25 protein-coding genes are annotated in these 25,442 nt (G+C 49.8%); 10 read left to right on the top strand and 15 right to left on the bottom strand.

Features of this window, described 5'->3' with window-relative positions; translation table 11 throughout:
• Window positions 1-237: 237 nt before the first annotated feature.
• The gene (locus MHN31_RS22815) at window positions 238-786 is read left to right on the top strand and encodes a gamma carbonic anhydrase family protein (protein WP_125561220.1); all 549 of its coding nucleotides are present in this window, start codon (window positions 238-240) and stop codon (window positions 784-786) included.
• Here the strand turns inward: MHN31_RS22815 and MHN31_RS22810 are convergent.
• Together MHN31_RS22810 and aroE are read right to left on the bottom strand one after the other, a co-directional pair.
• A complete protein-coding gene (locus MHN31_RS22810) occupies window positions 772-1,011 on the bottom strand; it encodes a DUF1488 domain-containing protein (protein ID WP_194868787.1) in 240 nt (79 codons plus the stop codon). The genes MHN31_RS22815 and MHN31_RS22810 overlap by 15 nt on opposite strands.
• Window positions 1,008-1,829, bottom strand: coding sequence for a shikimate dehydrogenase (gene aroE, locus MHN31_RS22805; RefSeq protein ID WP_125561215.1), 822 nt, complete (start codon window positions 1,827-1,829; stop codon window positions 1,008-1,010). Before aroE ends, MHN31_RS22810 begins: the two co-directional genes overlap by 4 nt.
• Before the next feature lie 29 nt (window positions 1,830-1,858).
• On the opposite strand from aroE, the gene MHN31_RS22800 reads away from it, so the two are divergent.
• Together MHN31_RS22800 and MHN31_RS22795 are read left to right on the top strand one after the other, a co-directional pair.
• Complete coding sequence (locus MHN31_RS22800; protein ID WP_125561213.1) at window positions 1,859-2,320, top strand: group II truncated hemoglobin; 462 nt, start codon at window positions 1,859-1,861, stop codon at window positions 2,318-2,320.
• Window positions 2,321-2,423: 103 nt separating this feature from the next.
• Window positions 2,424-4,031, top strand: a complete 1,608-nt coding sequence (locus MHN31_RS22795; RefSeq protein WP_125561211.1) for a methyl-accepting chemotaxis protein — start codon at window positions 2,424-2,426, stop codon at window positions 4,029-4,031.
• A 55-nt stretch (window positions 4,032-4,086) separates the two neighbouring features.
• On the opposite strand, the gene hemF is transcribed toward MHN31_RS22795, so the two are convergent.
• The 6 genes from hemF to MHN31_RS22765 all read right to left on the bottom strand — a co-directional run bounded on the left by hemF (window position 4,087) and on the right by MHN31_RS22765 (window position 9,046).
• On the bottom strand, window positions 4,087-5,016 hold the full coding sequence (hemF, locus tag MHN31_RS22790) for an oxygen-dependent coproporphyrinogen oxidase (RefSeq protein ID WP_194868789.1): 930 nt from the start codon (window positions 5,014-5,016) through the stop codon (window positions 4,087-4,089).
• 5 nt (window positions 5,017-5,021) lie between these two features.
• Entirely contained in the window at window positions 5,022-5,597 is a 576-nt protein-coding gene (locus MHN31_RS22785) for a Sua5/YciO/YrdC/YwlC family protein (protein WP_125561207.1), read from the bottom strand.
• Window positions 5,594-6,163: a type I DNA topoisomerase gene (locus tag MHN31_RS22780; protein WP_125561205.1), complete on the bottom strand. Its 570-nt coding sequence runs from the start codon at window positions 6,161-6,163 to the stop codon at window positions 5,594-5,596. Before MHN31_RS22780 ends, MHN31_RS22785 begins: the two co-directional genes overlap by 4 nt.
• A gap of 140 nt (window positions 6,164-6,303) precedes the next feature.
• On the bottom strand, window positions 6,304-6,777 hold the full coding sequence (locus MHN31_RS22775; RefSeq protein WP_010384823.1) for a DUF494 family protein: 474 nt from the start codon (window positions 6,775-6,777) through the stop codon (window positions 6,304-6,306).
• A gap of 2 nt (window positions 6,778-6,779) precedes the next feature.
• Entirely contained in the window at window positions 6,780-7,859 is a 1,080-nt protein-coding gene (gene dprA / locus MHN31_RS22770) for a DNA-processing protein DprA (protein WP_239445392.1), read from the bottom strand.
• Between the two features lie 65 nt (window positions 7,860-7,924).
• Window positions 7,925-9,046, bottom strand: coding sequence for a LysM domain-containing protein (locus tag MHN31_RS22765; protein WP_239445391.1), 1,122 nt, complete (start codon window positions 9,044-9,046; stop codon window positions 7,925-7,927).
• 116 nt (window positions 9,047-9,162) lie between these two features.
• Between MHN31_RS22765 and def the strand changes: the two genes are divergently transcribed.
• The 4 genes from def to trkA are packed head-to-tail and all read left to right on the top strand — an operon-like array spanning window position 9,163 to window position 13,340.
• The gene (def, locus tag MHN31_RS22760; RefSeq protein WP_239445390.1) at window positions 9,163-9,672 is read left to right on the top strand and encodes a peptide deformylase; all 510 of its coding nucleotides are present in this window, start codon (window positions 9,163-9,165) and stop codon (window positions 9,670-9,672) included.
• 46 nt (window positions 9,673-9,718) lie between these two features.
• Window positions 9,719-10,663 (top strand): methionyl-tRNA formyltransferase, encoded by a 945-nt coding sequence (gene fmt, locus MHN31_RS22755; protein ID WP_138536337.1) that lies wholly within the window; start codon window positions 9,719-9,721, stop codon window positions 10,661-10,663.
• Window positions 10,663-11,946: a 16S rRNA (cytosine(967)-C(5))-methyltransferase RsmB gene (rsmB, locus tag MHN31_RS22750; protein WP_239445389.1), complete on the top strand. Its 1,284-nt coding sequence runs from the start codon at window positions 10,663-10,665 to the stop codon at window positions 11,944-11,946. The genes fmt and rsmB overlap by 1 nt, the downstream gene beginning before the upstream one ends.
• 17 nt (window positions 11,947-11,963) lie before the next feature.
• A complete protein-coding gene (trkA, locus tag MHN31_RS22745) occupies window positions 11,964-13,340 on the top strand; it encodes a Trk system potassium transporter TrkA (protein WP_010384830.1) in 1,377 nt (458 codons plus the stop codon).
• Window positions 13,341-13,375: 35 nt separating this feature from the next.
• Here trkA and MHN31_RS22740 read toward each other — a convergent pair whose 3' ends face one another.
• The 6 genes from MHN31_RS22740 to MHN31_RS22715 all read right to left on the bottom strand — a co-directional run bounded on the left by MHN31_RS22740 (window position 13,376) and on the right by MHN31_RS22715 (window position 20,793).
• Window positions 13,376-14,062, bottom strand: coding sequence for a flagellar brake protein (locus tag MHN31_RS22740; RefSeq protein WP_010384831.1), 687 nt, complete (start codon window positions 14,060-14,062; stop codon window positions 13,376-13,378).
• Between the two features lie 86 nt (window positions 14,063-14,148).
• Window positions 14,149-14,637, bottom strand: coding sequence for a hypothetical protein (locus MHN31_RS22735; RefSeq protein WP_239445388.1), 489 nt, complete (start codon window positions 14,635-14,637; stop codon window positions 14,149-14,151).
• A gap of 584 nt (window positions 14,638-15,221) precedes the next feature.
• On the bottom strand, window positions 15,222-16,673 hold the full coding sequence (locus MHN31_RS22730) for a TrkH family potassium uptake protein (protein WP_010384834.1): 1,452 nt from the start codon (window positions 16,671-16,673) through the stop codon (window positions 15,222-15,224).
• 76 nt (window positions 16,674-16,749) lie between these two features.
• Window positions 16,750-17,367 (bottom strand): YigZ family protein, encoded by a 618-nt coding sequence (locus tag MHN31_RS22725; RefSeq protein ID WP_239445387.1) that lies wholly within the window; start codon window positions 17,365-17,367, stop codon window positions 16,750-16,752.
• Between the two features lie 68 nt (window positions 17,368-17,435).
• Window positions 17,436-18,761: a Xaa-Pro dipeptidase gene (pepQ, locus tag MHN31_RS22720; RefSeq protein WP_239445386.1), complete on the bottom strand. Its 1,326-nt coding sequence runs from the start codon at window positions 18,759-18,761 to the stop codon at window positions 17,436-17,438.
• A gap of 130 nt (window positions 18,762-18,891) precedes the next feature.
• Entirely contained in the window at window positions 18,892-20,793 is a 1,902-nt protein-coding gene (locus tag MHN31_RS22715; protein WP_239445385.1) for a transglycosylase SLT domain-containing protein, read from the bottom strand.
• A 356-nt stretch (window positions 20,794-21,149) separates the two neighbouring features.
• Here MHN31_RS22715 and fadB point away from each other — a divergent pair, with 356 nt between their 5' ends.
• The 3 genes from fadB (at window position 21,150) to tusA (ending at window position 24,882) form a co-directional block, all read left to right on the top strand.
• The gene (gene fadB / locus MHN31_RS22710) at window positions 21,150-23,312 is read left to right on the top strand and encodes a fatty acid oxidation complex subunit alpha FadB (RefSeq protein ID WP_239445384.1); all 2,163 of its coding nucleotides are present in this window, start codon (window positions 21,150-21,152) and stop codon (window positions 23,310-23,312) included.
• Between the two features lies 1 nt (window position 23,313).
• Entirely contained in the window at window positions 23,314-24,483 is a 1,170-nt protein-coding gene (gene fadA / locus MHN31_RS22705) for an acetyl-CoA C-acyltransferase FadA (RefSeq protein ID WP_138536327.1), read from the top strand.
• A 159-nt stretch (window positions 24,484-24,642) separates the two neighbouring features.
• A complete protein-coding gene (gene tusA, locus MHN31_RS22700) occupies window positions 24,643-24,882 on the top strand; it encodes a sulfurtransferase TusA (protein WP_010384842.1) in 240 nt (79 codons plus the stop codon).
• A 58-nt stretch (window positions 24,883-24,940) separates the two neighbouring features.
• Here the strand turns inward: tusA and MHN31_RS22695 are convergent, their stop codons facing one another.
• Window positions 24,941-25,396, bottom strand: a complete 456-nt coding sequence (locus MHN31_RS22695) for a hypothetical protein (RefSeq protein WP_239445383.1) — start codon at window positions 25,394-25,396, stop codon at window positions 24,941-24,943.
• Window positions 25,397-25,442 lie beyond the last annotated feature (46 nt).

Genomic DNA, 25,442 nt, shown 5'->3' with positions numbered 1-25,442 from the left:
GTGCCCCGTGTCGGTGGATGCGCATTATAGGGAAATCGAAACCCAGCGCAACCCCTTTTTTGAAGAAAAGTGAGAAAAACAGTGCGTTCGGACAAAAATCACACCAAACCTAGTAAAAGCGAATGTAAAACATGCAATATTGCACTTTTTTGAGGCTGGAGTTCTACAAGGCAAAGCTCTACACTGGGACTTATCACTGAGACTATCGGTAATAGCAGGTAAAAAAGGGATACTAAAATGACAAATAAGTACAAAGGCAGAAGTTATAAAGGCAAAACCCCAAAACTAGCCACCGGCGTGTATGTGGATGAAAGCGCCGTTCTGGTTGGTGATATCGAAGTGGGTGAACACAGCAGTGTCTGGCCTTTAGTGGCTGCACGAGGCGATGTCAATTATATCCGGATTGGTCAACGCACCAATATTCAGGATGGCAGTGTATTGCACCTTACGCGATCAAGCGCTGGAAACCCGGATGGTTACCCTTTGATCATTGGAGATGATGTTACCGTTGGTCACAAAGTGATGTTACATGGCTGCCAGCTGGGTAATCGCATCCTGGTCGGTATGGGCGCGATAGTTATGGACAATGTTGTCGTAGAGGACGATGTGATCATCGGTGGCGGTGCTTTAGTCCCCCCTAATAAACGTCTTGAATCGGGCTACCTGTATGTAGGCAGCCCGGTTAAACAAGCTCGTCCACTCAACGAGCAGGAGATTGCGTTTCTCAAAACATCGGCGCAGAACTATGTCGAGCTAAAGGATGACTACCTCTCAGAGCTGGACTAACTCGATTTCTCCTTGTGCCGAGTACGCCTCCTCTTCTATTAGCTGCTCGGCTTGCATTTCATAATCAAACTGATGTGCTTTAAAGTGCGTGAGGGCCTGTTGTTTGGTTAGGGAGGTCGCAATCACACAAGAAACCAGCATCCCCGACACCATGGCCGTGAAAATCAAACATTGCCGGGTCTCATCGTAGTGAATATCATCATTGATTAGGATTTGCTGATTCACAGGCTCCCCTCTTTCATTGCATTAAGCACAGGCGCTACCTCTGGTGTTTGGCCTCGCCACAATGCAAACGCTTCAGCCGCCTGCCCTACCAGCATCCCCATACCATCTACACACTCTGCTGCTGCATTGTGAGTAGCAACCCAGGCTAAGAAGGCAGTTTGCTGATCGCTGTAGAACATGTCGTATGCCAGCATACAGGTACTCACATGCTGTGGGTCGATATCAGGCACCTGACCTGTCACACTCGACGACGTTGAATTGATCACCAGATCATAGCTCTGCACAGGCACCTCATTCAGTGCCACCCCCTGAACATTGCCATAGTCAGAAAACAACTGCGCAAGTTGCTGCGCTTTTTCCGCGGTGCGATTGGCAATCACAACACTTGCTACCCCGGCCTGCAAAAGCGGATACACACAACCGCGAGCAGCACCTCCAGCACCAATCAACAGAATGCTGGCACCTGATAAAGTCTCGGTATGGCGCAATAAGTCAGCAACGAGTCCTGCACCATCTGTATTATCACCCAGCAATGCCCCATCTGGTTGCGGCAACAAAGTATTGACCGCACCGGCTAATTGAGCCCGTTCCGTCAACTGCCCGGCCAATTGATATGCTCGCTCTTTAAAAGGCAGCGTGACATTTGCACCCAAGCCTCCTTCGGCAAAAAAAGTCGTAACGGCCGCTTCAAACTCAGGGAGCTCGGCCAGTATAGCCCGGTACTCGATGACTGAATTAAACTGACCAGCAAATTGCGTATGAATGGCAGGAGATTTAGAATGCTTAATCGGGTTTCCAAAAACCGCGTATTTATCCATTGAACAGCCTAACTATATAGTGATGTTATATGAAGCAGTTAATTAAACGCATCTTTAACCAAGATGCAAGTGACAATCAATCCTCAGGTACAACACACCAGGCACCAACGCCCGAGAAAACACCCTACGAGATCATAGGCGGTGAAACTGGGACCCGAGCACTGGCTAACCGTTTCTATGACATTATGGAAAGTGACCCTTACGCAAAACCTCTATACGATATGCATCCATTACCCTTGGATCGCATCCGTCAGGTGTTTTTTGAGTTTTTATCAGGCTGGCTGGGTGGCCCAGACTTGTTTGCGGAGCAATATGGCCACCCCAGACTTAGAATGCGCCATATGCCGTTTACGATAAATAAAGACCTGCGCGATCAGTGGATGTATTGCATGGACAAGGCACTGGATCTGGAAGTGGACAACCCTTTGTTACGAGAAGGGTTGCGAAAATCGCTGGCTCAATTAGCCACTCACATGATAAATCACGACTAAAGTATTAATTTTATATTAAATTAGCGCAATAATTTTTTGCGCTAAGTCAAACTGGTCTGGTTACTAAACACGCATAATAACGGCTCAGCTTTTTTAAGGTGCGATGCGTGTGAAATCCATTCAACATAAAATTTATGCGTTACTTGCCATTACAGGCGTGCTGGTACTCATCGCCAGTATACTAAGTAACTCCAGCCAACAAAAACAACTGGCCGAAGAAACCGTCGAGACCAATATTCGCTTATTGGCAGACAACTATTTCGATTCGATCAACACCATGATGCTCACGGGCACCATGGCAAACCGTGAGATCCTCAGCGATAAGATGCGCAATCACGATAATATTGAAGATGCGCATATCATTCGGGGCGATAAAATTAACAAGCTATATGGCATGGGTAATCCTAACCAGCAACCCACCAGCGACGTGGAGCGGGCGGCATTACAAGGTGAGGAAACACTGGTCATTGAACAGCGTGACGGCAAGCGTATCATGACCTACCTTAAGCCAATGGTGGCAAGAGAAAACTATAAAGGGACTAACTGCTTAGGGTGTCATCAGGCACAAGAAGGTGAGGTGCTGGGTGCGGTGCGCATTAGTTACTCACTCGAAGACATTGACGATACCGTACACAATAACACCTGGATCAGCACAGGCTTGCTGACCGGCATCTTTGCCACCACCTTTGTCATTCTAGGTATCATCTTCCGTAAGCTCTTTATTGTCCGACTGAAAACACTGGGTCGTACGATGCGCCTGGCCACCCAGAATAAGGACCTGTCATTACGTATCGACGATACTATAGACGATGAACTGGGTCGGCTAGCCATTAACTTTAATAAGATGATGGCCTCATTTAAAGATAACATTGCCCAGGTATCAGCCTCATCCCATGTCCTGATCCAATCAGCTGAGCAAATCTACAACGCTGCTGACACCACAGAGCAGGCCATTCAGGAACAGAAACAAGGCACTGATTCAGTCGCTGCCGCTATCAATGAACTGGAAAGCTCGTCCAGCGAGGTAAAGAATACCACCCACTTTGCTTCTGAAAAGTCAGATAGCAGTAATCACCTGGCCGAGCAAAGCATGGCGGTTGCGGAACATACGGAGCAGAGCATCAATCAGCTGGCACGTGATGTACGCCAGGCAGCCGATCAGGTCAGTCAGCTGCAGACTCAGACCTTAGAGGTAGGTAAAGTCCTGGAAGTGATCAGCAGTATTGCCGAACAAACTAACTTGCTGGCACTGAATGCGGCTATCGAAGCGGCGCGTGCCGGAGAAGCAGGCCGCGGGTTTGCAGTGGTTGCCGACGAAGTCCGTACCCTTGCGACCCGCACACATGACTCAACGGACGAAATCAAACGCACCATCGACAAGCTACAAAATGAAGCAGCGCAAACCGTGAGCGCCATGAGTGCGTCTTGTGAGGAAGCCGATGATCGCGCCATGCAAGTGAAACAGGTGGCACAGGCACTCAAAGATATTTCTAATCAGATGCATGAGATTAACGCACTGAATGTGCAAATTGCCGATGCGACGGAGCAACAGAATCTGGCCGCAGAGGAGATCAATCAGAGTGTGGTCGCTATTCGTGACAACGCAGAGCAATCTTTGATTGATGCTCATGGCAGCAAGCAGATCAGTGAAAACCTACTTGAACTGGCCCGCTCTTTAGATGAGCAAGTACGCAGCTTCCGGCTTGAATAACCGGGTCCTGAAATAAAAAAGGCGCCGTCGGCGCCTTTTTTATTAAGTCATTGAGCTAGTCCTCTAACGAGGTCATTGCCAACCAGTCTCGCGGACGCAGGAAATGCTTATACAGCATAGCCTCTGGTGCATCATCGGCTGGCGTAAAGTCATATTCCCAGCGAGCTAACGGTGGCATGGACATCAGGATTGACTCTGTTCGCCCACCCGTTTGCAGACCAAACAAAGTACCCCGGTCCCAGACCAGGTTAAACTCCACATAGCGACCACGACGATATAACTGGAACTGACGTTGTGCTTCATTGAATGGCGTGTCTTTGCGCTTCTCCATGATAGGCACATACGCTTTCAGGAAACCTTTGCCAACCGCCTGCATATATTCAAAGCTGGTATCAAACCCCCACTGGTTTAGGTCATCAAAGAACAAGCCACCCACACCCCGGGTTTCTTTGCGGTGTTTAAGATAGAAATAATCATCACACCACTTTTTATGCTCATCATAGACCTGCTCACCAAACGGCGTACACAGTGCCTTAGCCACACTATGCCAGTGCTTAACATCTTCCAGTACAGGATAGAAAGGCGTCAAGTCAAACCCACCGCCGAACCACCAGATGGGTTCTTCACCTTCTTTTTCAGCAATGAAGAAACGCACATTCGCGTGACTGGTTGGGATGTGTGGATTTTTGGGGTGGATCACCAAAGACACACCACAGGCATGGAAGCTGCGCCCCGCCAGTTCAGGCCGATGTGCTGTTGCGGATGCTGGCATTGACGCGCCATAAACATGAGAGAAGTTTACTCCCCCCTGCTCGATTACTGCACCGTCACGCATCACACGAGTACGACCACCGCCGCCTTCTTCGCGCTGCCACGCATCTTCTATAAACTTGCCACTGCCATCCGCTTGCTCCAGACCCTGGCATATTTCGTCCTGCAGGGCGAGTAAGAACGCTTTAACGGACTCTAAGTTCACCTGACTCAAGGTCGTTAACTCCTTATGATTTTGCCACTCAGGGCATCACGGATCTGACTTGGGCTGGTTTGCTTACCCAATTCGCCCGCCTGATAAAATGCCACTCGATCACCAAAAGCAGCCTCAGCCTCAGCCAGCGTCTTGGCTGGCTCTTCGCCGCTAAAATTCGCACTGGTAGAAACAATCGGTTTACCAAATGTCTGACACAGCTGTTTAACGACAGGGTGATCGGTCACTCTAATTGCAATGCTTGGGTTGCCGCCGGTCACCCACTCTGGGGCTGTCGCCTTGACTGGCAACAACCAGGTCACAGGGCCTGGCCAGGAGGAAAATATTTCGGCACGTTTATCCTGCGGAATTTTACTGTCATCAACGTACGGCAGGCACTGTGCAAAATTATCGGCGATCAGGATCAGCCCTTTCTCTACCGGGCGGTCTTTCAGTGCTAACAGCGCATGGACGGCTTGTTCGTTATCGGGATCACAGCCCAGACCAAAAATCGCTTCGGTCGGGTAACAGATCAGCCCCCCTTGCTGTAACGCTTCGACGGCATTTTGGGGTAACTGGCGTTGCGTGTCTTGTTCGCTCACTGAGGCTCCTCAATTGTATGCTGACAAACTTTCTGCGGGCATTGTAGCACAGCTTTTCCACCCCGGTGTTTTTGCACCATGACGGGCCAGCCACAGGCCTCACAAGGATGTGCTATCGGTGGATGGTTAACGCTATACTTGCATTGTGGATAGGTATCGCAGGCGTAAAAAAACTTGCCATACTTATTTTTACGTTTATGTAATGTGCCTTTGTGGCATTTGGGGCAAGGCGGACCAGGCGCTTCTTCCGGCTCTTCATCATGAGCAATATAATGACACTGAGGATAGCCGGTACAGCCAATAAACATCCCGTAACGACCATTGCGCACCACTAAAGGTTCGCTACATAAAGGACAGGCACTGTCTTCAAGCACCTTAATGTCGTGGTTATCATGGTGGGCGATGGCGCGAATATAATCGCACGCCGGATAGCTGGCACATCCAAGGAAAGGACCTGATTTACTGTGTTTGATCACCAATTCGGAGCCACATTTAGGACACACTTCATATTCCCGCTCCAGGGCATGCTGGTCTGCATTAAACAATGAATGATCTATTTTACTCATAACAAGTCCCCGTCCACTTCACCCCTTTGGTTTGCGCCTATAATAGTATCAAGGGAACGTGATATAAGGAACACAGTTACGTCAGTCAGGCAATCTGCCTGACTTAACGACATCGCCTTTCGGGATAGAATAAGAGAAACTCAGTGCAACGGGCCGGTTGGCTCTTCAAAGATCAGGTCTTCCATCTGCGCATAGGCATGCTCTTTACCGGGGACATTAAACAGTACCATTAGGATCACCCACTTCAGATCGTCCAGACAGATGGCCTTCTTATCCAACGCGCATAAACGGTCAATGACCATTTCACGCGTGGTGCTATCTATCACCCCGATTTGCTCAACAAACATCAGAAAGCCCCGACATTCGATGTCCAGCATGGCACATTCTTGCTCAGTGTAGATCCGGATCGCGCTATCCGGGCGGGCGTTTAAATAGGGAATTTCATCAGATTGTTGTAAATCGGCCAGTTGTTCAAGCCAGTCCAGTGCTTTGTAAATCTCGTCTTGATTAAAACCGGCCCCGACCAGTTCATCTGTGAGTTCGTTTTGTTCGACGAAGATATCCGCTTCGCTGTGAATATAGTTTTCGAATAAATACATTAGGATATCAAACATAATTAACCCCTCGCTAATTTGATGTAGCCGTCTAGTACGCGTTCTACTTTGTCTTCAAGCTCAAGGTCCAGCAGTCTGGCAAGCACCCTTTCTACTGGCCACTGGGTCCTCTGCGATAAGGTATCTACACTGGTTACCTCAAAGCCGAGATGTTGCAATACGGGGCAGTGCTCCTGTTTTTTGTCACTTTCTACTATATATAGACCGTTTTCGGAGAAAAATCTTACCTCTTCGAGAATATCATCAACTCGCTCGGTGAGTTTTGCGCCCTCTTTTAACAGATAATGACACCCCTGAGACAAGGGGTTTCTGATCGACCCGGGCACAGCAAACACTTCTTTGTTCTGCTCCAGAGCATAACGCGCGGTGATCAAAGAGCCACTTTTTATTTCAGCTTCAACCACAAGCACCCCCAACGACAGTCCGGAAATAATGCGATTACGACGTGGAAAGTGCTCGGCTCTGGGCTGACTCCCTGGCAAAAACTCGCTGATCAACAGGCCGTGCTCAGCCACCTGCTGATACAAGTGATGATGTCGTCGCGGATAAATCACATCAACACCGGTGCCAAGCACAGCCAAAGTCGGTCCCCCCTGACTCAACGCCCCCTGATGAGCCGCGCCATCTATGCCTCTTGCCAGACCTGAGGTCACCGCCATACCCACGTCACTGAGCGAGCGACCAAACTCCCTGGCAATATCTAATCCGGTGGCTGTGGCGTTACGACTACCAACAATGGCAATTTGCGGTTGAGACAGCAAAGACAATCGTCCTTTGCAAAATAACATCAAGGGGGCACTACTGATCTGTTTTAACAGCGGAGGATACGCGGTATCAAAATAACCAACTAACTGAATATGCTGCGTAATACATTGCTGGATCAGAGTATCTATCTTATGCCAGTCTGGCGCTTGCAGATAATGAACAGCATCCTGAGATAGCCCAAACTCGCGCAATGTGGTGGCGGTGGCAACAAAGAGTTCGGCAGGTGAGAGGTGTTGAGTCGCGCGCTCCAGTGTGCGACTCCCCAACCCTGGGCATAGTCTCAGTGCCAGACTGTGCCGTAAATCCAGTGTTGTCATGCTCCCTCCTTGAGCCTGTCCAGTTACTGTGCTTAATTCAATCAGCTTTATGTAGGCGAGGAAGATTAACGACTGCTAACTGAATCTCCCACTCTTACGGGCTGTCGGGTCTTAGTGACCATGGCATAACTAATGTTGTCATATACTTTAAACAGCATCAGTTCACCCACTTTTTCCTGTGGCATATGCCAGACGACGCTGTCTTCGTCATTCCCTTCACCAAACCATTCGCTGACTTCGGTGATCACCTTATCCAGACTACTGGCATCCTCGACATAACTTGGGCCCGCGTCACTTTCAATCACTGTAGGAGACTGACGATGAATTGCAAGTACATTCCCCTCTTGCAGGTCATCTTTACGACCTAAGTCGATAACCACCACCGCCATGGTACTGAATTCTCGCAGTTTATTACTGCTAGCAATGATATTGCCAGAAATGGCCTGAACAGGCTGAGTCATTTTAAAGTTAGCCGAGTAACTTTGCCCGCTGGAGATGGGCATCAACACATCACTGGGTTTCACTTCCCGGCGCACGGATTCTATTTTTACCGTGCTTGGCTGACCTGCCTCAATGTTGCCTGTCCTTATCACCCGGCCAGTTCCGACCAGAATCGACTCATAGGCCAATATCGCGCCGCTATCCGGGTCACGGTAAGCATCTCCTTTGCGGTAGATACCATAGTTGCCACCCCGAGGGAGATCCCCTTTTACATATAAAAGGTGTCCTTCTATGTTCATTTTATAATTAAAGTTTGACCCCAGCACCATAGGCAATTGCGCAAAGTCGCCTTCAGCCATCGCTTGTTCAAAGCGCATAAACGGTTCCATTACCGCCAATGGCAAGGTAGGTATGGCCTGATTTTTATCGCTTACAACACGAACCTGAGGGGATAACCGACGTACCCCTTTAGCCAGGCTTAGACGCGGATTACCCTCGCTGTCGTAATGTAGCGATAACACGTCCCCCGGATAAATCAGATGCGGGTTCTTGATCTGTGGATTCCACTGCCACAATGCAGGCCACTTCCAGGGACTGTTCAAATACAGACTAGAAATATCCCAAAGGGTATCCCCTTTCTTAACAACATAACGCTCGGGCGCACTGGTTTTTACCGCCAGCGTTTGTGCTAGGGCAGGAAAAACAGCACTCGTTGCCAGCAAAAGGGCGGCAATATGAGATTTCATGCAGGCTTCCTTGAGTTATTTTTCGATATTATCCACCAAAACCTGTTAAAGGGGAACGTGAATGGCTAAAATAAGAGCATACATTACCCCATTTAATTCAAGTGTAAAAGGTATCTATGGCTAAGTTAGCAGTACTGAGTTTTCCAGATGAACGTTTGCGCACGGTTGCAAAACCGGTTGCCGAAGTAAATGACGAGATCCGTCAGATCGTCGCAGACATGCTGGAAACTATGTATGAAGAAAATGGTATTGGCCTTGCTGCTACGCAGGTAGACATTCACCAGCGTATTGTGGTGATCGATGTCTCAGAAGAGCGCAACGAACCGCGTGTGTTGATCAACCCGGAAATCATCGCAAAAGATGGCTCTACCATCAGTGAAGAAGGCTGCTTATCAGTGCCTTACTCCTATGCCAAAGTGGATCGCGCAGAAACGGTGACGGTTAAAGCACTTAACGAGCATGGTGAAAACTATGAGTTTGACGCCGACGGCTTACTGGCCGTGTGTGTGCAACACGAACTAGACCACCTGCAGGGCAAGTTGTTCATCGATTACTTGTCGCCGCTAAAACGCCAGCGGATCCGCAAAAAAATCGAAAAAGAAGCCAAACTGGCGGCACGCGCGTAAGCGTGTCGTTACCGACTATCAATATACTACCTAACTGGAACCTCAAGTGAGCAAATCTCTGCGTATTGTCTTTGCGGGCACCCCGGATTTTGCTGCCAAGCATTTGGCTGCACTGATCGCATCACATCATGACGTTGTCGCTGTTTACAGCCAACCAGACCGCCCCGCCGGCCGCGGTAAAAAACTCAAAGCCAGCGAAGTGAAAACTCTGGCACTGGAACACGATCTGCCCGTCTACCAACCACAATCACTCAAGTCTGACGACGCACAGGCTGAACTTGCTGCACTGAATGCCGACGTAATGGTGGTGGTAGCGTATGGCCTACTGTTGCCTAAAGCCATTCTGGACACACCTCGTTTGGGCTGTCTGAATGTCCATGGTTCAATTCTGCCACGCTGGCGTGGTGCAGCCCCAATCCAACGTGCCATCTGGGCAGGCGATAAAGAAACCGGCGTGACCATTATGCAAATGGATGAAGGCTTGGACACCGGCGACATGCTGCACATCGCTACCTGCCCGATTGATGAAGACGAAACCAGTGCCAGCCTGTATAACAAGCTGGCCGAGCTCGGACCGGACGCGCTGGTTGCCACATTGGATAAACTGGCTGCTGGCACGCTGAACGCCGAGCCACAGGATGACGCCCAGGCCAATTACGCCAAAAAGCTCTCTAAAGAAGAAGCCAATATTGACTGGCAACTAGACGCACTGCAAATTGAGCGTAACATTCGCGCCTTTAACCCCTGGCCAGTATGCTACACCCAGATGCAGGGCCAGACAGTTAAAATTTGGCAAGCCCAGGTTGTCTCTAATAAAGGCACACCCGGACAAGTACTCAGCGCAGACAAGAACGGGATCACTATCGCCTGTGGTGAGCAAGCACTGACCATCACACAGCTCCAACCGCAAGGTAAAAAGCCCATGTCGGCACAAGACTTCCTGAATGGCCGCAGCGACTGGGTAGCCCCCGGTAGCCAGGTGGGTGCCTGATGGCCAATGTACGCGCGCTCGCCGCGCAAACTCTGTTTCAGGTCGTTGATAAAGGCCAGTCCCTGACAACCCAACTGCCTTATGCCAGCCGTCAGCTGCCAGTGAAAGATCGCGCCCTGTTGCAACAGATCTGCTATGGCGTTTTACGCCACCTGCCCAGCCTGGAACACTATTGCCAGCAATTGCTCGAGCAACCACTCAAGGGTAAAAATCGGGTATTCCAGTTTTTGTTATACGTGGGTATTTATCAGTTGCAACATATGCGCGTGCCTGCTCACGCCGCAGTGGCAGAAACGGTCAATGCAGCCAATAAACTACAGGCACCAGGTTTGAAGGGGCTAATCAACGCAGTACTACGTAACTTCCAACGTGCTCAGGACACGTTAGAAGCCAGCGCCAATGCAATCCCGGTCTGTCGGTACAACCACCCGGGCTGGTTCATTAAGAAACTGCAAGCTGCTTACCCACAGCAGTGGGAAGAAATTTTAACAGCCAATCAGCAACAGGCACCTATGTGGCTACGCGTTAACCAGCGTCAATCAACCACAGCAGATTATGCAGAGCGTCTTGATGCACAAGGCATTGCCCATACCCTGGATGCGGACTTTGCAGATGGCATTTTGCTGACCAAACCTGTTGATGTTCAACAATTGCCTGAGTTTGCTCAAGGTGCCAGCTCAGTGCAAGATGCTGCAGCGCAAATGGCCGCCCGTTTGCTTGCACCGCAAGACGGCGAGCATATTCTGGATGCCTGTGCCGCACCAGGAGGCAAAACCTGTCATATTCTCGAATTAGCCGATGCCAATGTGATTGCTTTGGATGCCGATGGTGAGCGCCTGAAACGCGTTGACGAAAACCTGCAGCGTCTGCATCTCAGTGCGCAGTGCCTTGAAGCCAATGCGGCCGCACCAGATACCTGGTGGCAAGGTGAACAGTTCGATCGCATTTTATTAGATGTGCCCTGCTCAGCAACTGGCGTGATCCGTCGACACCCGGACATCAAATGGTTGCGTCGCGCCACCGACATTGATGAGCTCGCAGCTTTACAGGCCAGTATTCTGGATGCAATCTGGCCATTACTCAAGCCCGGCGGTACCTTAGTGTATGCGACCTGCTCCGTGTTGCCTCAGGAAAACGCAGAGCAAGTCGCAGCGTTTTTATCACGCACGGCGGATGCTCAACTCACGCCATTGCACGACCAGGACACACCAGACACGCCTGGCTTGCAACTGCTGCCAGGTCATACTGATGGCTTTTATTACGCACGGCTGGAAAAACAATAATAGCGCTTAACTAACGTATGAAAATCATAATCTTAGGTGCCGGACAAGTCGGTGGTACACTGGCCGAAAACCTGGTCGGCGAACAGAATGAAATTACCGTTGTCGATATTGACGGAGAACGATTAAGGGAATTGCAGGACAAGTATGACCTGCAAGGCGTGACGGGACACAGTGCCCACCCGGATGTGCTCCGACAAGCCGGTGCCGAAGATGCCGATATGGTCATTGCGGTGACCAGTTCGGATGAAGTGAATATGATCGCCTGCCAGGTGGCATATAGTATTTTTAATACGCCCACTAAAATTGCCCGGATCCGCTCTGAGCAATATCTGAAGTATCGGGAAAAGTTATTTCATAACGACGACTTACCGGTCGATCACTATATTGCACCAGAGCAACTGGTGACCCGTTATATTCGCCGCCTGATCGATTACCCCGGCGCATTGCAGGTACTGCAATTTGCCGAGGGTATGTTATCTCTAGTGGCTGTTAAGGCTTACTATGGTGGTCTGCTGGTTGGCTATGCACTGTCTGCATTAAAAGAGCATATCCCGAATGTAGATACCCGGGTCGCTGCCATTTACCGTCAGGGCAAAGCCATTAAGCCGTTAGGCACCACTGTGATAGAAGCCGACGACGAAGTGTTCTTCATTGCGGCCACTAAACATATCCGTGCGGTCATGAACGAGCTGCAAAAGCTCGAACGGTCTTATCGTAAAATTATGATCGCCGGTGGTGGTAATATCGGTGCCGGTCTGGCCAGATCATTAGAAAAAAATCACAGTGTTAAACTCATCGAGCGTAATCATGACCGGGCATCGTCCTTGTCAGAAATGCTCGACAACACCGTGGTCTTTTGTGGTGATGCGTCTGATCAGGAACTGTTATCCGAAGAACATATTGAACAGGTTGATGTGTTCATTGCGGTCACCAATGACGATGAAGCCAACATCATGGCAGCGATGCTGGCCAAACGCATGGGTGCGCAGAAGACCATGGTGCTCATCCAGCGAGGCGCGTACGTTGACCTGGTACAGGGAGGAGAAATCGACATTGCGATTTCACCTCAACAAGCGACCATTTCAGCCCTGCTCACCCACGTCAGACGTGGTGATATAGTGAACGTTTACTCACTTCGCAAGGGCGCTGCTGAAGCCATTGAAGCCGTTGCACACGGCGACGAGAACACCTCAAAAGTGGTTGGCCGTGCCATTCGGGACATCAAGTTGCCAGCAGGCACTACCATTGGTGCCATAGTTCGTGACGACGAAGTACTGATAGCCCACGATGACACCATCATCCTCTCAGGAGATCATGTCATCATGTTTCTGATCGACAAAAAACAGATTGGTGTGGTTGAAAAGCTCTTCCAGGTCAGCGCACTGTTTGTGTAATGCTCAGACCCTGGCTGACCAACTGGTTTGGTCAGCTAGTGTTCGTCTTCTTCAGACAGAATAGACAAATCTATCAGGTAGTCTTTTAACACCGCTTTGATGGTCGTATCCGGGCCCACGACCTGGATCCCCAAAGACACATTGCCCTCTGCACTTTCAATAATACGGCACACTTTGCCTTTGATAGCAGACGCATTGTCGTCTTTACCTTCAATCAATACTTCACAGTTTTCTGACTCCAGATCGTCAGGCAGGTGTTCTTTTTGAATATCAAACATCATACCCGACAGCGAAATGTCTTTGATCACGCCCACTTCATTGTAATCGGGCAACTGCAAAATGGCAGGAATTAGGGCTGGTACGCGGGTTTGAGCGCGCAGCTGATAGGTTTGTACTTCATGGGGATAGTAAAGAAAAATAAGCCGCGCGGGGTGATTACTAATGGCTTTAATGGTCTCTTTGAAAGCAATGATCTGCCCATTACTATCTTCAGGCAGGGCCCGGACGATGATCTCCGTCCCCGTCTTCACATAATCAGCCGCCGCGCCGAGTCGCTTAGGGTTGGGATAATTTAAAATAATATACTGATCTTCAAGCACCCCGATAAACTCAGTACGGACGCGTTTCCGGCTGGCAGGCATGACAATTTCAATATCAATCAGACTGCCCGCGGGGATCTGCGTTAAGTGCTTCCTGCTCCGTTGCGTTTTACGCTTCAACATCTTGTAACCCTGCTAACTACTCTGCTGATAGTGTAGCAGCAAAATGCAATTAATATAATGGTTTCAACCCCATTACAGGAACAGGCTTACCCCTGTTGTAAATGTCCTTTCAGCAAAATTGCCGCATCTCTGAGTGTCATCATACGGCTTTGCACTTCAAGAGTACTCAGTGCCAGATGTTGCTCATAATGTTCGGTAAAGAACAGCATAGGTTCACCATTACGTTTTGTAATAAAAGTAATACCCAGCATGTGCTCGTGATCAGTGTGTGTTAGCTTTCCGGTGTGTTCTTTGAGTACCAGAGGAGGCAAAGTACGCGTTTGCCACAATGCATTTTCTGAAATAATACCGATCACGCACTCACTGACTTCGACGCCATCGTAACGCTGTAACGGGACACTGCCGTGAGCGGATGGCAAACAGCTATCGTAGTGTAAGCACCCGGTCCCACTCATATATTGGTTGAGCTGAGCCACACATTCAGTTAAGTCACTGGCGCCGCCAGCCAGATTTACCCGGCTGATCATCCCTGCTTGAATTGCTTTATGTTTATTTTGATGTGACATGGCAAACATCTCGGCCATTCCTCATAGTTTTGTTTTCTGGCAACACCCACTGTCCGGTGTGGGTAACTTAAAAAGTAGGGTATTTACCCTGACGATACAAATATGACACCACTGCTAATGAAAAAATGCATTTTTTGCGATTTTTGATATATTTTTTTAACTGGCGTTAATTTGACTAATGCGTGAGTTTATAGGAAACAAAATAAACCAATGATTTAAATAGAATTGTAATTTTTTTGAAATGTAAAAGTCAGAAGAACAAATATTAAAAAATTTACAAACATACCTTAATCAGGTCATTTTAATATGCAAAAGCAGTACGCTGAGCAATAGGCTTGTCTTACTTTGTATCAACAACTAAGCAATCAGGCAGGTCTTTTTTGGATGGAAGCTGAAACAAATAAAAACCAGCCAACCCCTCGACATTAGGCCAGCTAATTTAGATTGATGCAGAAAGCCTTCCATGGCGAGGTATTCCGGCTCGGCCAGCTAGTTTAGTGCAGAAAGCCATCCATGGCGGTGTATTCCGGCTCGACCACCCAAGGTCTCGCGTTCGGCCAGCTGCGATATGCCACTGGCATATCGGTCTGGCCTCACCCACGCCAGAACGTGGGGGTAAAGAGCACCAGCAGGGTGAAAATTTCAAGACGGCCGAAGACCATGGCCAAGGTTAATATCCATTTCGCTGAGTCGGGGATATCCCCATAATGTGCCGCAACATCACCCAATCCCGGGCCAAGGTTATTTAAACATGCCGCGGTTGCTGAGAACGCCGTGATATTGTCTAGCCCGGTGCCCAGTAAAGCAATCATGATGATCACAAAGACCAGGGCATAGGCCGAGAAAAATCCCCATACGGCTTCGACCACTTTATCGGGTAGTGCCTTACGCCCCAGCTTAATGGAATATATGGCACGAGGGTGCACCAGACGATTCAGCTCCCGGATCCCCTGTAAGTAAAGCAGGAATACCCGCACCACTTTCATGCCACCGCCGGTTGACCCGGCACACCCCCCAATGAAACTGGAAAAGATCAGCAAAATAGGCAGGAATAATGGCCAGGCCGCAAAGCTGTCTGTGGCAAAACCTGCGGTGGTACTGATAGAGACCGCCTGAAACAACGCATGATCCAGCGTTTCATCACCATTGCTGTATACCTGCTTAGACGACAGCACCGCAAAACATAACACCACCAGCGCAAGCTGAATAAACAAAAAGACTTTGAGCTCAGGGTCTCTGAAGTAAACTTTAATGTTACGACCCGCCACGGCGGCATAATGCAGTGAAAAGTTGGCAGCGGCAATGAGCAGGAAGAACACACAAATGGCATTGATCATTGGGCTGTCGAAGTGGCCTATTGAAGCGTCATAGGTTGAGAACCCGCCAATAGCAATGGTTGCAAACGCATGACAGATAGCATCGAACCAGCTCATCCCGGCCCAGGCATAAGCCAGCGTACAGGCCAGTGTCAAAGTCACATAGATATACCATAAATGCTTGGCGGTATCGGCTATCCGGGGGGTCATTTTCGAGTCTTTAACCGGACCGGGTGTCTCGGCCCGGTATAGCTGCATGCCACCAACGCCTAGCATTGGCAATACCGCAACGGCTAAAACAATGATCCCCATACCACCGAGCCATTGCAATTGCTGACGATAAAAAAGGACAGATTTGGGCAAGTATTCGATGCCCGTCAATACCGTTGCCCCTGTGGTTGTCAGGCCAGAAAAGGCCTCAAAAACCGCATCGGCAAACGACAGATTGGGTTCACTTAAGAAGATCAGCGGCACAGCCGCAAAAGCCCCCAGTACCAGCCAGAACAAGACCACGATCAAGAAGCCCTCTCTGGCTTTCAGATCACCCTGCTCTTTGCGGTTTGGGTAGTAGGCCATCAGGCCAATCAGCACGCTAAAGATAAATGCCAGGACAAACGGCACACCACCGCCGTCCTTATAGATCAAAGACACCAGAGCCGGTGGCACCATAGTCAGACTAAAGAGCGCTACAAGCTGTCCGAGTATCTTTATAATGGTACGAAATTGCATGGCGCGATTCGCGAGTTATTGTAATTACACCTGATTGTCTAATACATCACTCAGTTAGTAAACCGCGAAACCCGTCTCAGGACGCTTTGAACCTCAGTGACACGGCGCCATGAGTCAGATCATGCACCGACGCAATCGCTGTTTTTGCTTCACGACTATCCAGTTCAATCTCCCAAGAAATAGACGCACCATACTGCTTATCTATATTAAGCACGGTGTACTGGCTATTAAGGTGCTGCTCTATACTCCCCTGCAGACCATAGTCAGATTCACCTACTAAGGTACTGGCAGGGATCTTAATTTGAGTCGGCAGTGTGTCCAGCGCATTGTTGAGTGTTCCACCATAAGCGCGCACCAGCCCCCCCGTACCAAGCTTGATACCCCCAAAATAACGCGTAGTCACGGCGGTGATCTCTCCAAGTCCGGAGCCCAGCAACACATTCAGCATTGGTTTACCGGCCGTGCCATTGGGTTCCCCATCATCTGAAAAGCCCAGTATATGACTGCCACCCGGCGCCCCGGCGATATGGGCCCAGCAATTATGCCGGGCATCCGGATATTGCTCGTTAATAGCCCGGATAAACGCTTTAGCATCCTCTAGAGTGGGCGTATGGGCAATGTGCACGATAAACGTGCTTTTCTTAATTTCTTCGTGATGTGAAATGGTACTGCTTGGAATGGCGTATTCAGACATGGGAATTCAACAAAACAACACAGGGAGCACAAGGCTCCCAGTCTAACACAGTTAACTCAGACGCTGGGTTAATCCAGCGCCAGATCCCGGGTCATATTCTCCAGGTGGTCATCATGGACAATGATATTATCTTCGATGCGGATCCCACCGTATGGTTTGAACGTATCGACCTTATCCCAGTTAATGTACTGTTTGTTGTCCGTTTGCGCCAGCTCACCCAGCAGAGAATCAATAAAATACAAACCAGGTTCAATGGTAAATACCTGACCAGCTTCAATCTTACGCGTACAGCGTAAGAACGGATGACCTTCAGGTGGTGCCTGATGCGTACCTAGCTCATCCGCCATGAAACCGCCCATGTCATGAACCTGTAAGCCCAGGTGGTGGCCCAGACCATGCGGGAAGAACGTCGATGTAATGCCCTGCGCCAGGATCCCGTCAACGCTCAGACCACGCACCAGATCAAAATCCACCAGCACCTGAGCAATGCGCTTGTGGCAGTCCAGGTGCAACTCGCCATATAGCTTACCCGGTTGTAACCCCTGACCTAATTCAATCTGATGGGTATTCATCACCTGGATAAGATCAGAAAATTCCCCCTGCCGTGCAAAATCATAAGTACGCGTAATATCAGATGCATAACCGTTGAAGTTAGCCCCTGCATCAATCAGGAAAGATAAATGCTGCTGTGGCGCACGACGCTCAAAATGCGTGTAATGCAGGATCGCACAATTCTCGTTTAGCGCCACAATGTTGCCATACGGCGTGTCATTTTCCATGTGCTCAGTGGCCTGCAAATAGGCCTGCTGAATACCGTACTCCGACTCTTTGGCATAAAAAGCATCGCGCGCGGCTTTGTGGCCCAGCACTGCCAGGCGATTTGCTTCGCGTAAACAGGTAAGTTCATAGTGGGTCTTGTAAGCGCGGTGGAAATGCAAATAGTTCATCACCGGCTCCGGGTTCACCTGAGTAAATCCAAGTGCCTGTGCTACCTCAAGATATTCACCAATATAAGCCAGATTTGCTTTGTCGTACGGTAAGTATTGTTCAACCTGATCGGGCTGAAGCAGCAGTTGAATGTCAAAATAGTCAGCCCAATAGTCACTCGGCTCGTCCGGTACTTTGTGCCAGAAATCCACTGGACGATAGAAAATCAATTTAGGCTTATCAGTGCCATTCACGACCAGCCAACAGTGCGGATTATCGATGACCGGTAACCACGCCTTGAATTGCGGGTTCACCTTGAACGGATAATACATGTCATCCAGAAACTGGCGCTTGGCCTGTCCGGAGTGGATCACGAGCCCATCCAGATTCTCACGTTCAATTATGGTCTTCGTACGCTGTTGCAGCGTTGCGATATGCTCGGCATACAAATTTGCTAATTGTTCCATTGGTGTACCCATTTTATTTAATTCGCTTGTCACTGAGTCTAACATAGCGCCACAGGTTTAAAGAAGTAAAGCCGGCCGCGGTCAGCCTCGCTATCGCGAGACAAACCGACAACTGAACAGGGTATACGCTTTACTTACCGCCAATCTGCATATCGAGAATGCCAGCCAGAATGTTCCCCTCACGACCTAACTTGGTGTGATAAACCTGGCGATACGCCATGACATTTTTGACATAGTCACGGGTTTCCCGATAAGGGATCAATTCGATCCATAACTCCGCAGGCATGGCCTCTTTCGGGATCCAGCGCTTCACACGATGAAAGCCGGCATTGTAAGAGGCCGTAGCCAGGATCTCATTGCCTTTATTCTTGCCTTTTAGGTAATCGAGATAATCGGTACCCAGACGAATATTGGTCGCCGGTTTCATTAATTGACGTGTTGATACCCGTGACTTAGCCACATACTTCGCGGTGCTGGGCAGTAGCTGCATCAGACCATATGCATCTGCATGGGAGCGAGCATCGGGCGCGAATGAACTTTCTCTACGTGCGATGGCAAAGCTCCACGCCAAATCAACCTTATTGCGTTCGCTATAGCGAACAAACAAATCATCAAATGCCATCGGAAAACGTAAGTCTACATAATTCCAGGCTTTGATCTGCGCCAGCGTATAAATGGTACTGTCATACCAATCGAGCTCAGCTGCCAGTACCGACGCCGCCAGTTTTTCCGCGGTGCTGGAGGTATTGGTTAAATAGTTCCACTCGCGCCGCGCTGCGGTAAAACGCTCCAGCTCATAGAGTGCTTTCGCCCTTTTAAAGCCGGGCGCTTCTGATACCTTGGCCACAATGCTCGGCGGCACATTCAGCGGCTCAGCATTGAGTTGCGCAGGCAGATCCAGGCGCGCAGCAGCAAGAAAGCCATAATAATCACGCTTCGATGCAATTTGTCGCCACAAGGCTTGCGCTTTCTCCATCTGATTGCGTTTGGCGTAGCTATAGCCCAACCAGTATGTCTGACCATGACTGAGATTTTCCATGCCCGTAAACAGCACGGCTATCCCTTCCCAGTCCTGCTCTTTAAGCATGTTACTCATCAGCCACTGACGCAGTTTCTTATCCTGTAATTCCGCGGGCACTTTGTTGAGCCAGAACTTTGCCTGCTCATGCCCTTTGGACGCCAGTGCCAGGGCAAACCGATATGCCACACTGTCCTGTTGTGCCTGCGTAAAGGTAAACATGCCCTGCAATTTATCCCAGGCGCGCAATGCCAGCTTAGGATCGCGCCAGATCAAACGCCGGACACCATAGACGGCTATCTCTGCTTCTTTGGCAGAGCGCTGCTTATATCGGTAAAGACCAGCAGATGCGCTGGGATCGCGCCGTACGCTAAGATAGAGATCTGCCAAGTAGGCTTCTTTGCGGGGCAACAAGGTTTTTAAATACTTGAGTAGCGACGCCTGACCGCCCTGGGCCGCGTGCGTGATCCTTTGCCACACCAACGCTTGTGTCCGATACCCGGCTTTTTGCCAGCGGCTAAACAATTTGTCGCAAGCTTTAGGTTGTGATTTACCGACAACCCACAATGGTTCTACCTGATCCAAAATGGCTTTCTCTGGCGCGCCCAGGTCAAGCTGGAACTGTAAGTAAGTACATTTCAGCTCCGCATTGGTGGTATCCTGATAATGCTCTATAAAGAGGGCTTTTTTATTGCGACGCTTGAGATAATTCAACCAGCTCTTTCGTACCATCCAGTCCAGTGGCGTATGATCATAAATCGACAAAAAGCGCCCTATCTCGTCCTGATATTTTAGTTTTGGATGGCGTTTATAGAAGGTTGCCTCAACATAAGGCTTAAGGGGATGATCGAGCTCAGCAAGCGACTTTTTAAAGGCCTGATAATTGCCACTCCACGCCACCCGCTCTGCGTCTTTGAACGCCTGATGCGGATCCGCAGCTTGTCCCAGGTGGCTCCAGGCCCCGCTGCACACTGCAAGGCACGTGACAGCAAAACGACTAAACCATAATTTCATAGGCTTAACTTTCATTCTCTTGATTGGCAGTCAATGTTCTGGGGTGTCTAAAATGCAACTAAAAAAGGCCCACACCAAAACACCTTCCTTTCTGTGAGTTCCCTGCCCGGGCGCACTGTGTGCACACCAAACAGTCGTGTGTTTAACACCAGACTATTGTGTGACAACTTGCCCAAGGCTTAACGCCCGGACAAACCTTGTCATCCGGAAAATAATCAGCCAAACCACCTTAGCATTGTGCCTAACCCTTTGCAGTAAACCTGCGGTAAATTTTTCATTGCAATTTTCTTTTAAAGACGCCACACTGAATGAAATGACAACTCATCGTACCAGTGTAAAAACACGGGAGAACATGTATGTTAATGAAACGCGAGTCCTTTGTTGTGGATTTCTACAAAGGCAAAATCGCTGAGTTTAAGTTTTGTTTGCCAGGTTCGGTCAACAAATTATCTCAGCAAACCCTGCAAGATTGTCATGCGGCGCTCAAAGAGCTGGCACAACGTGATGACATCGACGGCCTGATTTTTAGCTCCGACAAAGACCACTTTATTGTTGGTGCCGACATTTTCGAATTCCTGCCCACCTTTGACCGCCCGGAAGCCGAACTAGTTGAATGGATCAAAGCAGCCACCGACGTATTTGATGCCCTGGAAGATTTACCTTTCCCAACCTTGTCTGCGGTCAATGGTCTGGCACTGGGCGGTGGTTGTGAGTGGGTACTTGCTACCGATTATCGTATTGCTTCTGACAGCGCAAAGATTGGCCTGCCAGAAGTGAAGCTGGGCATTATGCCTGGCTTTGGTGGTACCGTACGTCTGCCACGCCTCATTGGTGCGGACAACGCGATGACCTGGATCACCACAGGTAAAGAAAACCGCGCAGCCGATGCCCTGAAAGTAGGCGCCGTGGATGCGGTGGTTGCTCAGGATAAGCTGATGGACGCGGCACTGCGTACCATGGAACAAGCAGCTGCTGGCAAGCTGGATTGGCGCGCCAAACGTCAGGTTAAGCTTGACCCGCTGAAAATGAACCGCGTTGAGCAAGGCATGAGCTTTGCAATGGCGGAAGGCATGGTGATGGCCAAAACTAAAGGTCACTACCCGGCTCCTGTGATGGCGGTTAAAACCATCAAAGCTGCTGCCAATATGGGTCGCGATGAAGCCATGGCAGTTGAGAACGCGAGCTTCGCTAAGTTGGCTAAAACCGCTGAAGCGGCGGCACAAACCGGGATCTTCCTGGCCGATCAGTACATTAAAGGCGTTGCTAAGAAACAAGCGAAACAAAGCCAGACTGATATCAAACAAGCTGCGGTACTGGGCGCGGGCATCATGGGTGGCGGTATCGCTTACCAGTCGGCGTATAAAGGCACACCGATTGTCATGAAAGACATCAGTCAGGGTGCGCTGGACTTGGGCATGGGCGAAGCGGCAAAGTTGCTGGGCAAAAAAGTCGAGCGTGGTCACATGAAGCTGGACAAAATGGTTGGCACACTGGCGCAGATCAAACCAACGCTGAATGACCGTGACCTGGAAGGCAGTGACATCATCGTTGAAGCGGTTGTCGAAAACCCTCAGATTAAGAAAACCGTACTAGCTGGTCTTGAAAAACAATTGCCACAAGGCACCATCCTGACTTCAAATACCTCAACCATTCGCATTGACGAACTGGCTGAAGGACTGGAACGCCCAGAACACTTCTGTGGTATGCACTTCTTTAATCCAGTGCCCAAGATGCCACTGGTTGAAATCATTCGTGGCGCGAAAACCTCCGATGACACCGTTGCGGCTGTTGTCGACTATGCTCTGAAACTGGGCAAGTCGCCAATCGTTGTGAACGATTGTCCGGGTTTCTTCGTGAACAGAGTACTGTTCCCATACTTTGCCGGTTTCAGCCAGCTAGTCGTAGAGGGTGCTGACTTCACACAAGTCGACAAAGTCATGGAAAATGTCTTTGGCTGGCCAATGGGGCCGGCTTACCTGCTGGACGTTGTTGGGATCGACACAGCCAATCACTGTACCGGCGTGATGGCAGATGGTTTCCCAACCCGCATGGCACGTCAAGACAAAGATCCGGTTGCCCACCTGGCCAACGCAAATCGCTTTGGACAGAAAAACCAGAAAGGTTTCTACCAGTATGCACCTGACCGCAAAGGTCGCCTGAAGAAGAGCAAAGATGCCGACGCCGTTGCCCTGCTGAGTGAAATTTGTGATGCACCTGCACAGTTTGACAAACAAACCATCATCGAGCGCTGTATGGTACCGATGATCAACGAAGTCCTGCTATGTCTGCAAGAAGGCATTGTTGCCTCACCACAGGAAGCCGATATGGCGCTGATCTACGGTATTGGCTTCCCGCCGTTCCGTGGTGGCGCATTCCGTTATCTGGATCAACTGGGTCTGGCGGAATTTGTAGCAATTGCCGATAAGTACGCACATTTAGGCGAAATCTATCAGGTGTCGGAGCAAACCCGTGAGTGGGCAGCTGCCGGTAAAGTATTCTACAAAGTGGAGGGTCAGTAACATGGAACAGGCTGTAATCGTAGATTGTATTCGTACGCCAATGGGCCGCTCCAAAGCTGGCGTGTTCAAACACAAACGTGCTGAGGATCTGAGTGCCCACTTGATGAAAGGGCTACTAGATCGCAACCCGGCTGTGGCACCGGATTCTATCGATGACATTTACTGGGGGTGTGTACAACAAACCCTGGAGCAAGGCTTCAACGTGGGCCGTAATGCCGCCCTGCTGGCTGGTATTCCACATACCGTACCTGCTGTCACGGTAAACCGCTTGTGTGGTTCTTCCATGCAGGCACTGCATGATGCTGCACGTGCGATTATGACTGGCGCTGGCGATACTTACCTGATCGGTGGTGTGGAGCACATGGGCCATGTCCCGATGACGCACGGTAATGACTTCCACCCAGGTTTGTCGACTTCGGTTGCACAAGCCGCAGGCGTCATGGGTCTGACTGCGGAATACCTGGCTACCCTGCACGGTATTAACCGTGAGCAACAAGATGCTTTTGCGGTGCGCTCTCATCAACGCGCTCACGCAGCCACGGTCGAAGGCCGTTTCGCTCGTGAAATTTTGCCGATGGAAGGTCACGATGCCGATGGCGCGCCTGTCCTGGTTGAACACGACGAAGTGATCCGTCCGGAAACCACCATGGAAGGCCTGAGCCAGTTACGCCCGGTATTCAACCCGGCTTCAGGCACAGTCACAGCAGGTACGTCATCTGCTCTGTCGGATGGTGCTTCTGCCATGCTGGTTATGAGTGAGTCAAAAGCCAGAGAACTGGGCCTGCCGATCCGCGCACGTATCAAGTCAATGGCGGTTGCAGGCTGCGATCCATCCATCATGGGTTACGGTCCGGTTCCTGCCAGCCAGAAAGCGCTGAAACAAGCAGGTCTGAGCATTGAAGATATCGATGTGGCAGAGCTGAACGAAGCGTTTGCTGCACAGTCATTACCGGTTCTGAAGGACCTTGGCTTACTGGATGTTGCCGATGAGAAAGTCAACCTCAACGGCGGAGCGATTGCGCTGGGCCACCCACTGGGCTGTTCAGGCTCACGGATCAGCACATCCTTAATCCATATTATGGAAGACAAAGATGCAAAGTATGGCCTTGCGACTATGTGTATCGGTCTTGGCCAGGGTATCGCCACCGTGTTTGAACGCGTTGACGACTAACCAGTACGCGATTCCCTAACCATTTTAACTTGGTGACCAAGGCAAGCTGCATATCGTAGCTTGCCTTTTTTATGTCCTGGCAGCGACCCATTCACACGAGTATTTATTTGTCATACAAGGCGCGCTAGAATAGGCGTTTTATTTTCCGGGGACACTGCCATGAACTTTGACAACACTGACCATACTCTTGATGCGATTGGCTTACGTTGTCCCGAACCCGTAATGATGATCCGCGGCAAAGTGAGGAAGATGCGCGAGGGTGAAACTTTGTTGATCCTGGCCGATGACCCATCTACTACCCGGGACATACCCAGTTTTTGTGAGTTTATGGATCACACTTTGGTAGCAAAAGAAGTGGATGACCTCCCTTACCGCTACCTGGTAAAGAAAGGAAAATGATTTTTAAGCTGGTGCGATTACCTCACCAGCCAAATTGCGCAAACTGTTTTTCGTGATATTAGTCTCGCTGCACAACAACCTGAGGGACAGAGCCTCTCAAATCCAGTGAAATGCGGTACCAGCCTTTTCTGTCTGGCATAAATCCAAAGTAGTTATATACCGTGTCACAGTCCGCGACAACCGCTTTGCCCACACTCACTTTGCCATCGTAGCGAAAGCCACAGTTATAACCTGGCGTCCATTTCGCATCCGCAATTTTAAATTCGTACACTTTACCTGGGCTCATAAAGCGGACCCGTACGCTGTACAGACCCGTCTGGGTCTGTGTCAATCGGTAGACTTCGTCGGCATCCCACAAAGTAAAGTCGCCGCGTAAATACATAGGTCTGTCCACCGCTGGAGACGCATTGCTTGTGACTTGCTGCTCACTTGAACTATCCGTTGACTGATGAGGTGCCGTCGTACAGGCACTCAAACCCAATGCCATTATCAAGGCAATGATGTGCTGTTTCATTGTTAATCCCGATCACAAAAATAAAAGCCAGCACGAATGCTGGCTT

It is taken from the genome of Pseudoalteromonas sp. McH1-42 (assembly GCF_022347845.1).
Taxonomy (GTDB): Bacteria; Pseudomonadota; Gammaproteobacteria; order Enterobacterales; family Alteromonadaceae; genus Pseudoalteromonas; species Pseudoalteromonas rubra_D.
This window is presented reverse-complemented; position numbering and strand designations above follow the sequence as displayed.

What these genes read in the sequence shown, in the direction of transcription:
- fadB (WP_239445384.1), top strand. Translation starts at nt 21,150, where the DNA reads ATGTTAATGAAACGCGAGTCCTTTGTTGTGGATTTCTACAAAGGCAAA.
- MHN31_RS22695 (WP_239445383.1), bottom strand. Translation starts at nt 25,396, where the DNA reads ATGAAACAGCACATCATTGCCTTGATAATGGCATTGGGTTTGAGTGCC.
- MHN31_RS22730 (WP_010384834.1), bottom strand. Translation starts at nt 16,673, where the DNA reads ATGCAATTTCGTACCATTATAAAGATACTCGGACAGCTTGTAGCGCTC.
- MHN31_RS22740 (WP_010384831.1), bottom strand. Translation starts at nt 14,062, where the DNA reads ATGTTGAAGCGTAAAACGCAACGGAGCAGGAAGCACTTAACGCAGATC.
- tusA (WP_010384842.1), top strand. Translation starts at nt 24,643, where the DNA reads ATGAACTTTGACAACACTGACCATACTCTTGATGCGATTGGCTTACGT.
- pepQ (WP_239445386.1), bottom strand. Translation starts at nt 18,761, where the DNA reads ATGGAACAATTAGCAAATTTGTATGCCGAGCATATCGCAACGCTGCAA.
- fadA (WP_138536327.1), top strand. Translation starts at nt 23,314, where the DNA reads ATGGAACAGGCTGTAATCGTAGATTGTATTCGTACGCCAATGGGCCGC.
- MHN31_RS22800 (WP_125561213.1), top strand. Translation starts at nt 1,859, where the DNA reads ATGAAGCAGTTAATTAAACGCATCTTTAACCAAGATGCAAGTGACAAT.
- MHN31_RS22775 (WP_010384823.1), bottom strand. Translation starts at nt 6,777, where the DNA reads ATGTTTGATATCCTAATGTATTTATTCGAAAACTATATTCACAGCGAA.
- MHN31_RS22795 (WP_125561211.1), top strand. Translation starts at nt 2,424, where the DNA reads ATGCGTGTGAAATCCATTCAACATAAAATTTATGCGTTACTTGCCATT.
- trkA (WP_010384830.1), top strand. Translation starts at nt 11,964, where the DNA reads ATGAAAATCATAATCTTAGGTGCCGGACAAGTCGGTGGTACACTGGCC.
- MHN31_RS22815 (WP_125561220.1), top strand. Translation starts at nt 238, where the DNA reads ATGACAAATAAGTACAAAGGCAGAAGTTATAAAGGCAAAACCCCAAAA.
- MHN31_RS22735 (WP_239445388.1), bottom strand. Translation starts at nt 14,637, where the DNA reads ATGTTTGCCATGTCACATCAAAATAAACATAAAGCAATTCAAGCAGGG.
- MHN31_RS22765 (WP_239445391.1), bottom strand. Translation starts at nt 9,046, where the DNA reads ATGAAATCTCATATTGCCGCCCTTTTGCTGGCAACGAGTGCTGTTTTT.
- def (WP_239445390.1), top strand. Translation starts at nt 9,163, where the DNA reads ATGGCTAAGTTAGCAGTACTGAGTTTTCCAGATGAACGTTTGCGCACG.
- aroE (WP_125561215.1), bottom strand. Translation starts at nt 1,829, where the DNA reads ATGGATAAATACGCGGTTTTTGGAAACCCGATTAAGCATTCTAAATCT.
- MHN31_RS22725 (WP_239445387.1), bottom strand. Translation starts at nt 17,367, where the DNA reads ATGTCTGAATACGCCATTCCAAGCAGTACCATTTCACATCACGAAGAA.
- dprA (WP_239445392.1), bottom strand. Translation starts at nt 7,859, where the DNA reads ATGACAACACTGGATTTACGGCACAGTCTGGCACTGAGACTATGCCCA.
- rsmB (WP_239445389.1), top strand. Translation starts at nt 10,663, where the DNA reads ATGGCCAATGTACGCGCGCTCGCCGCGCAAACTCTGTTTCAGGTCGTT.
- MHN31_RS22780 (WP_125561205.1), bottom strand. Translation starts at nt 6,163, where the DNA reads ATGAGTAAAATAGATCATTCATTGTTTAATGCAGACCAGCATGCCCTG.
- MHN31_RS22715 (WP_239445385.1), bottom strand. Translation starts at nt 20,793, where the DNA reads ATGAAATTATGGTTTAGTCGTTTTGCTGTCACGTGCCTTGCAGTGTGC.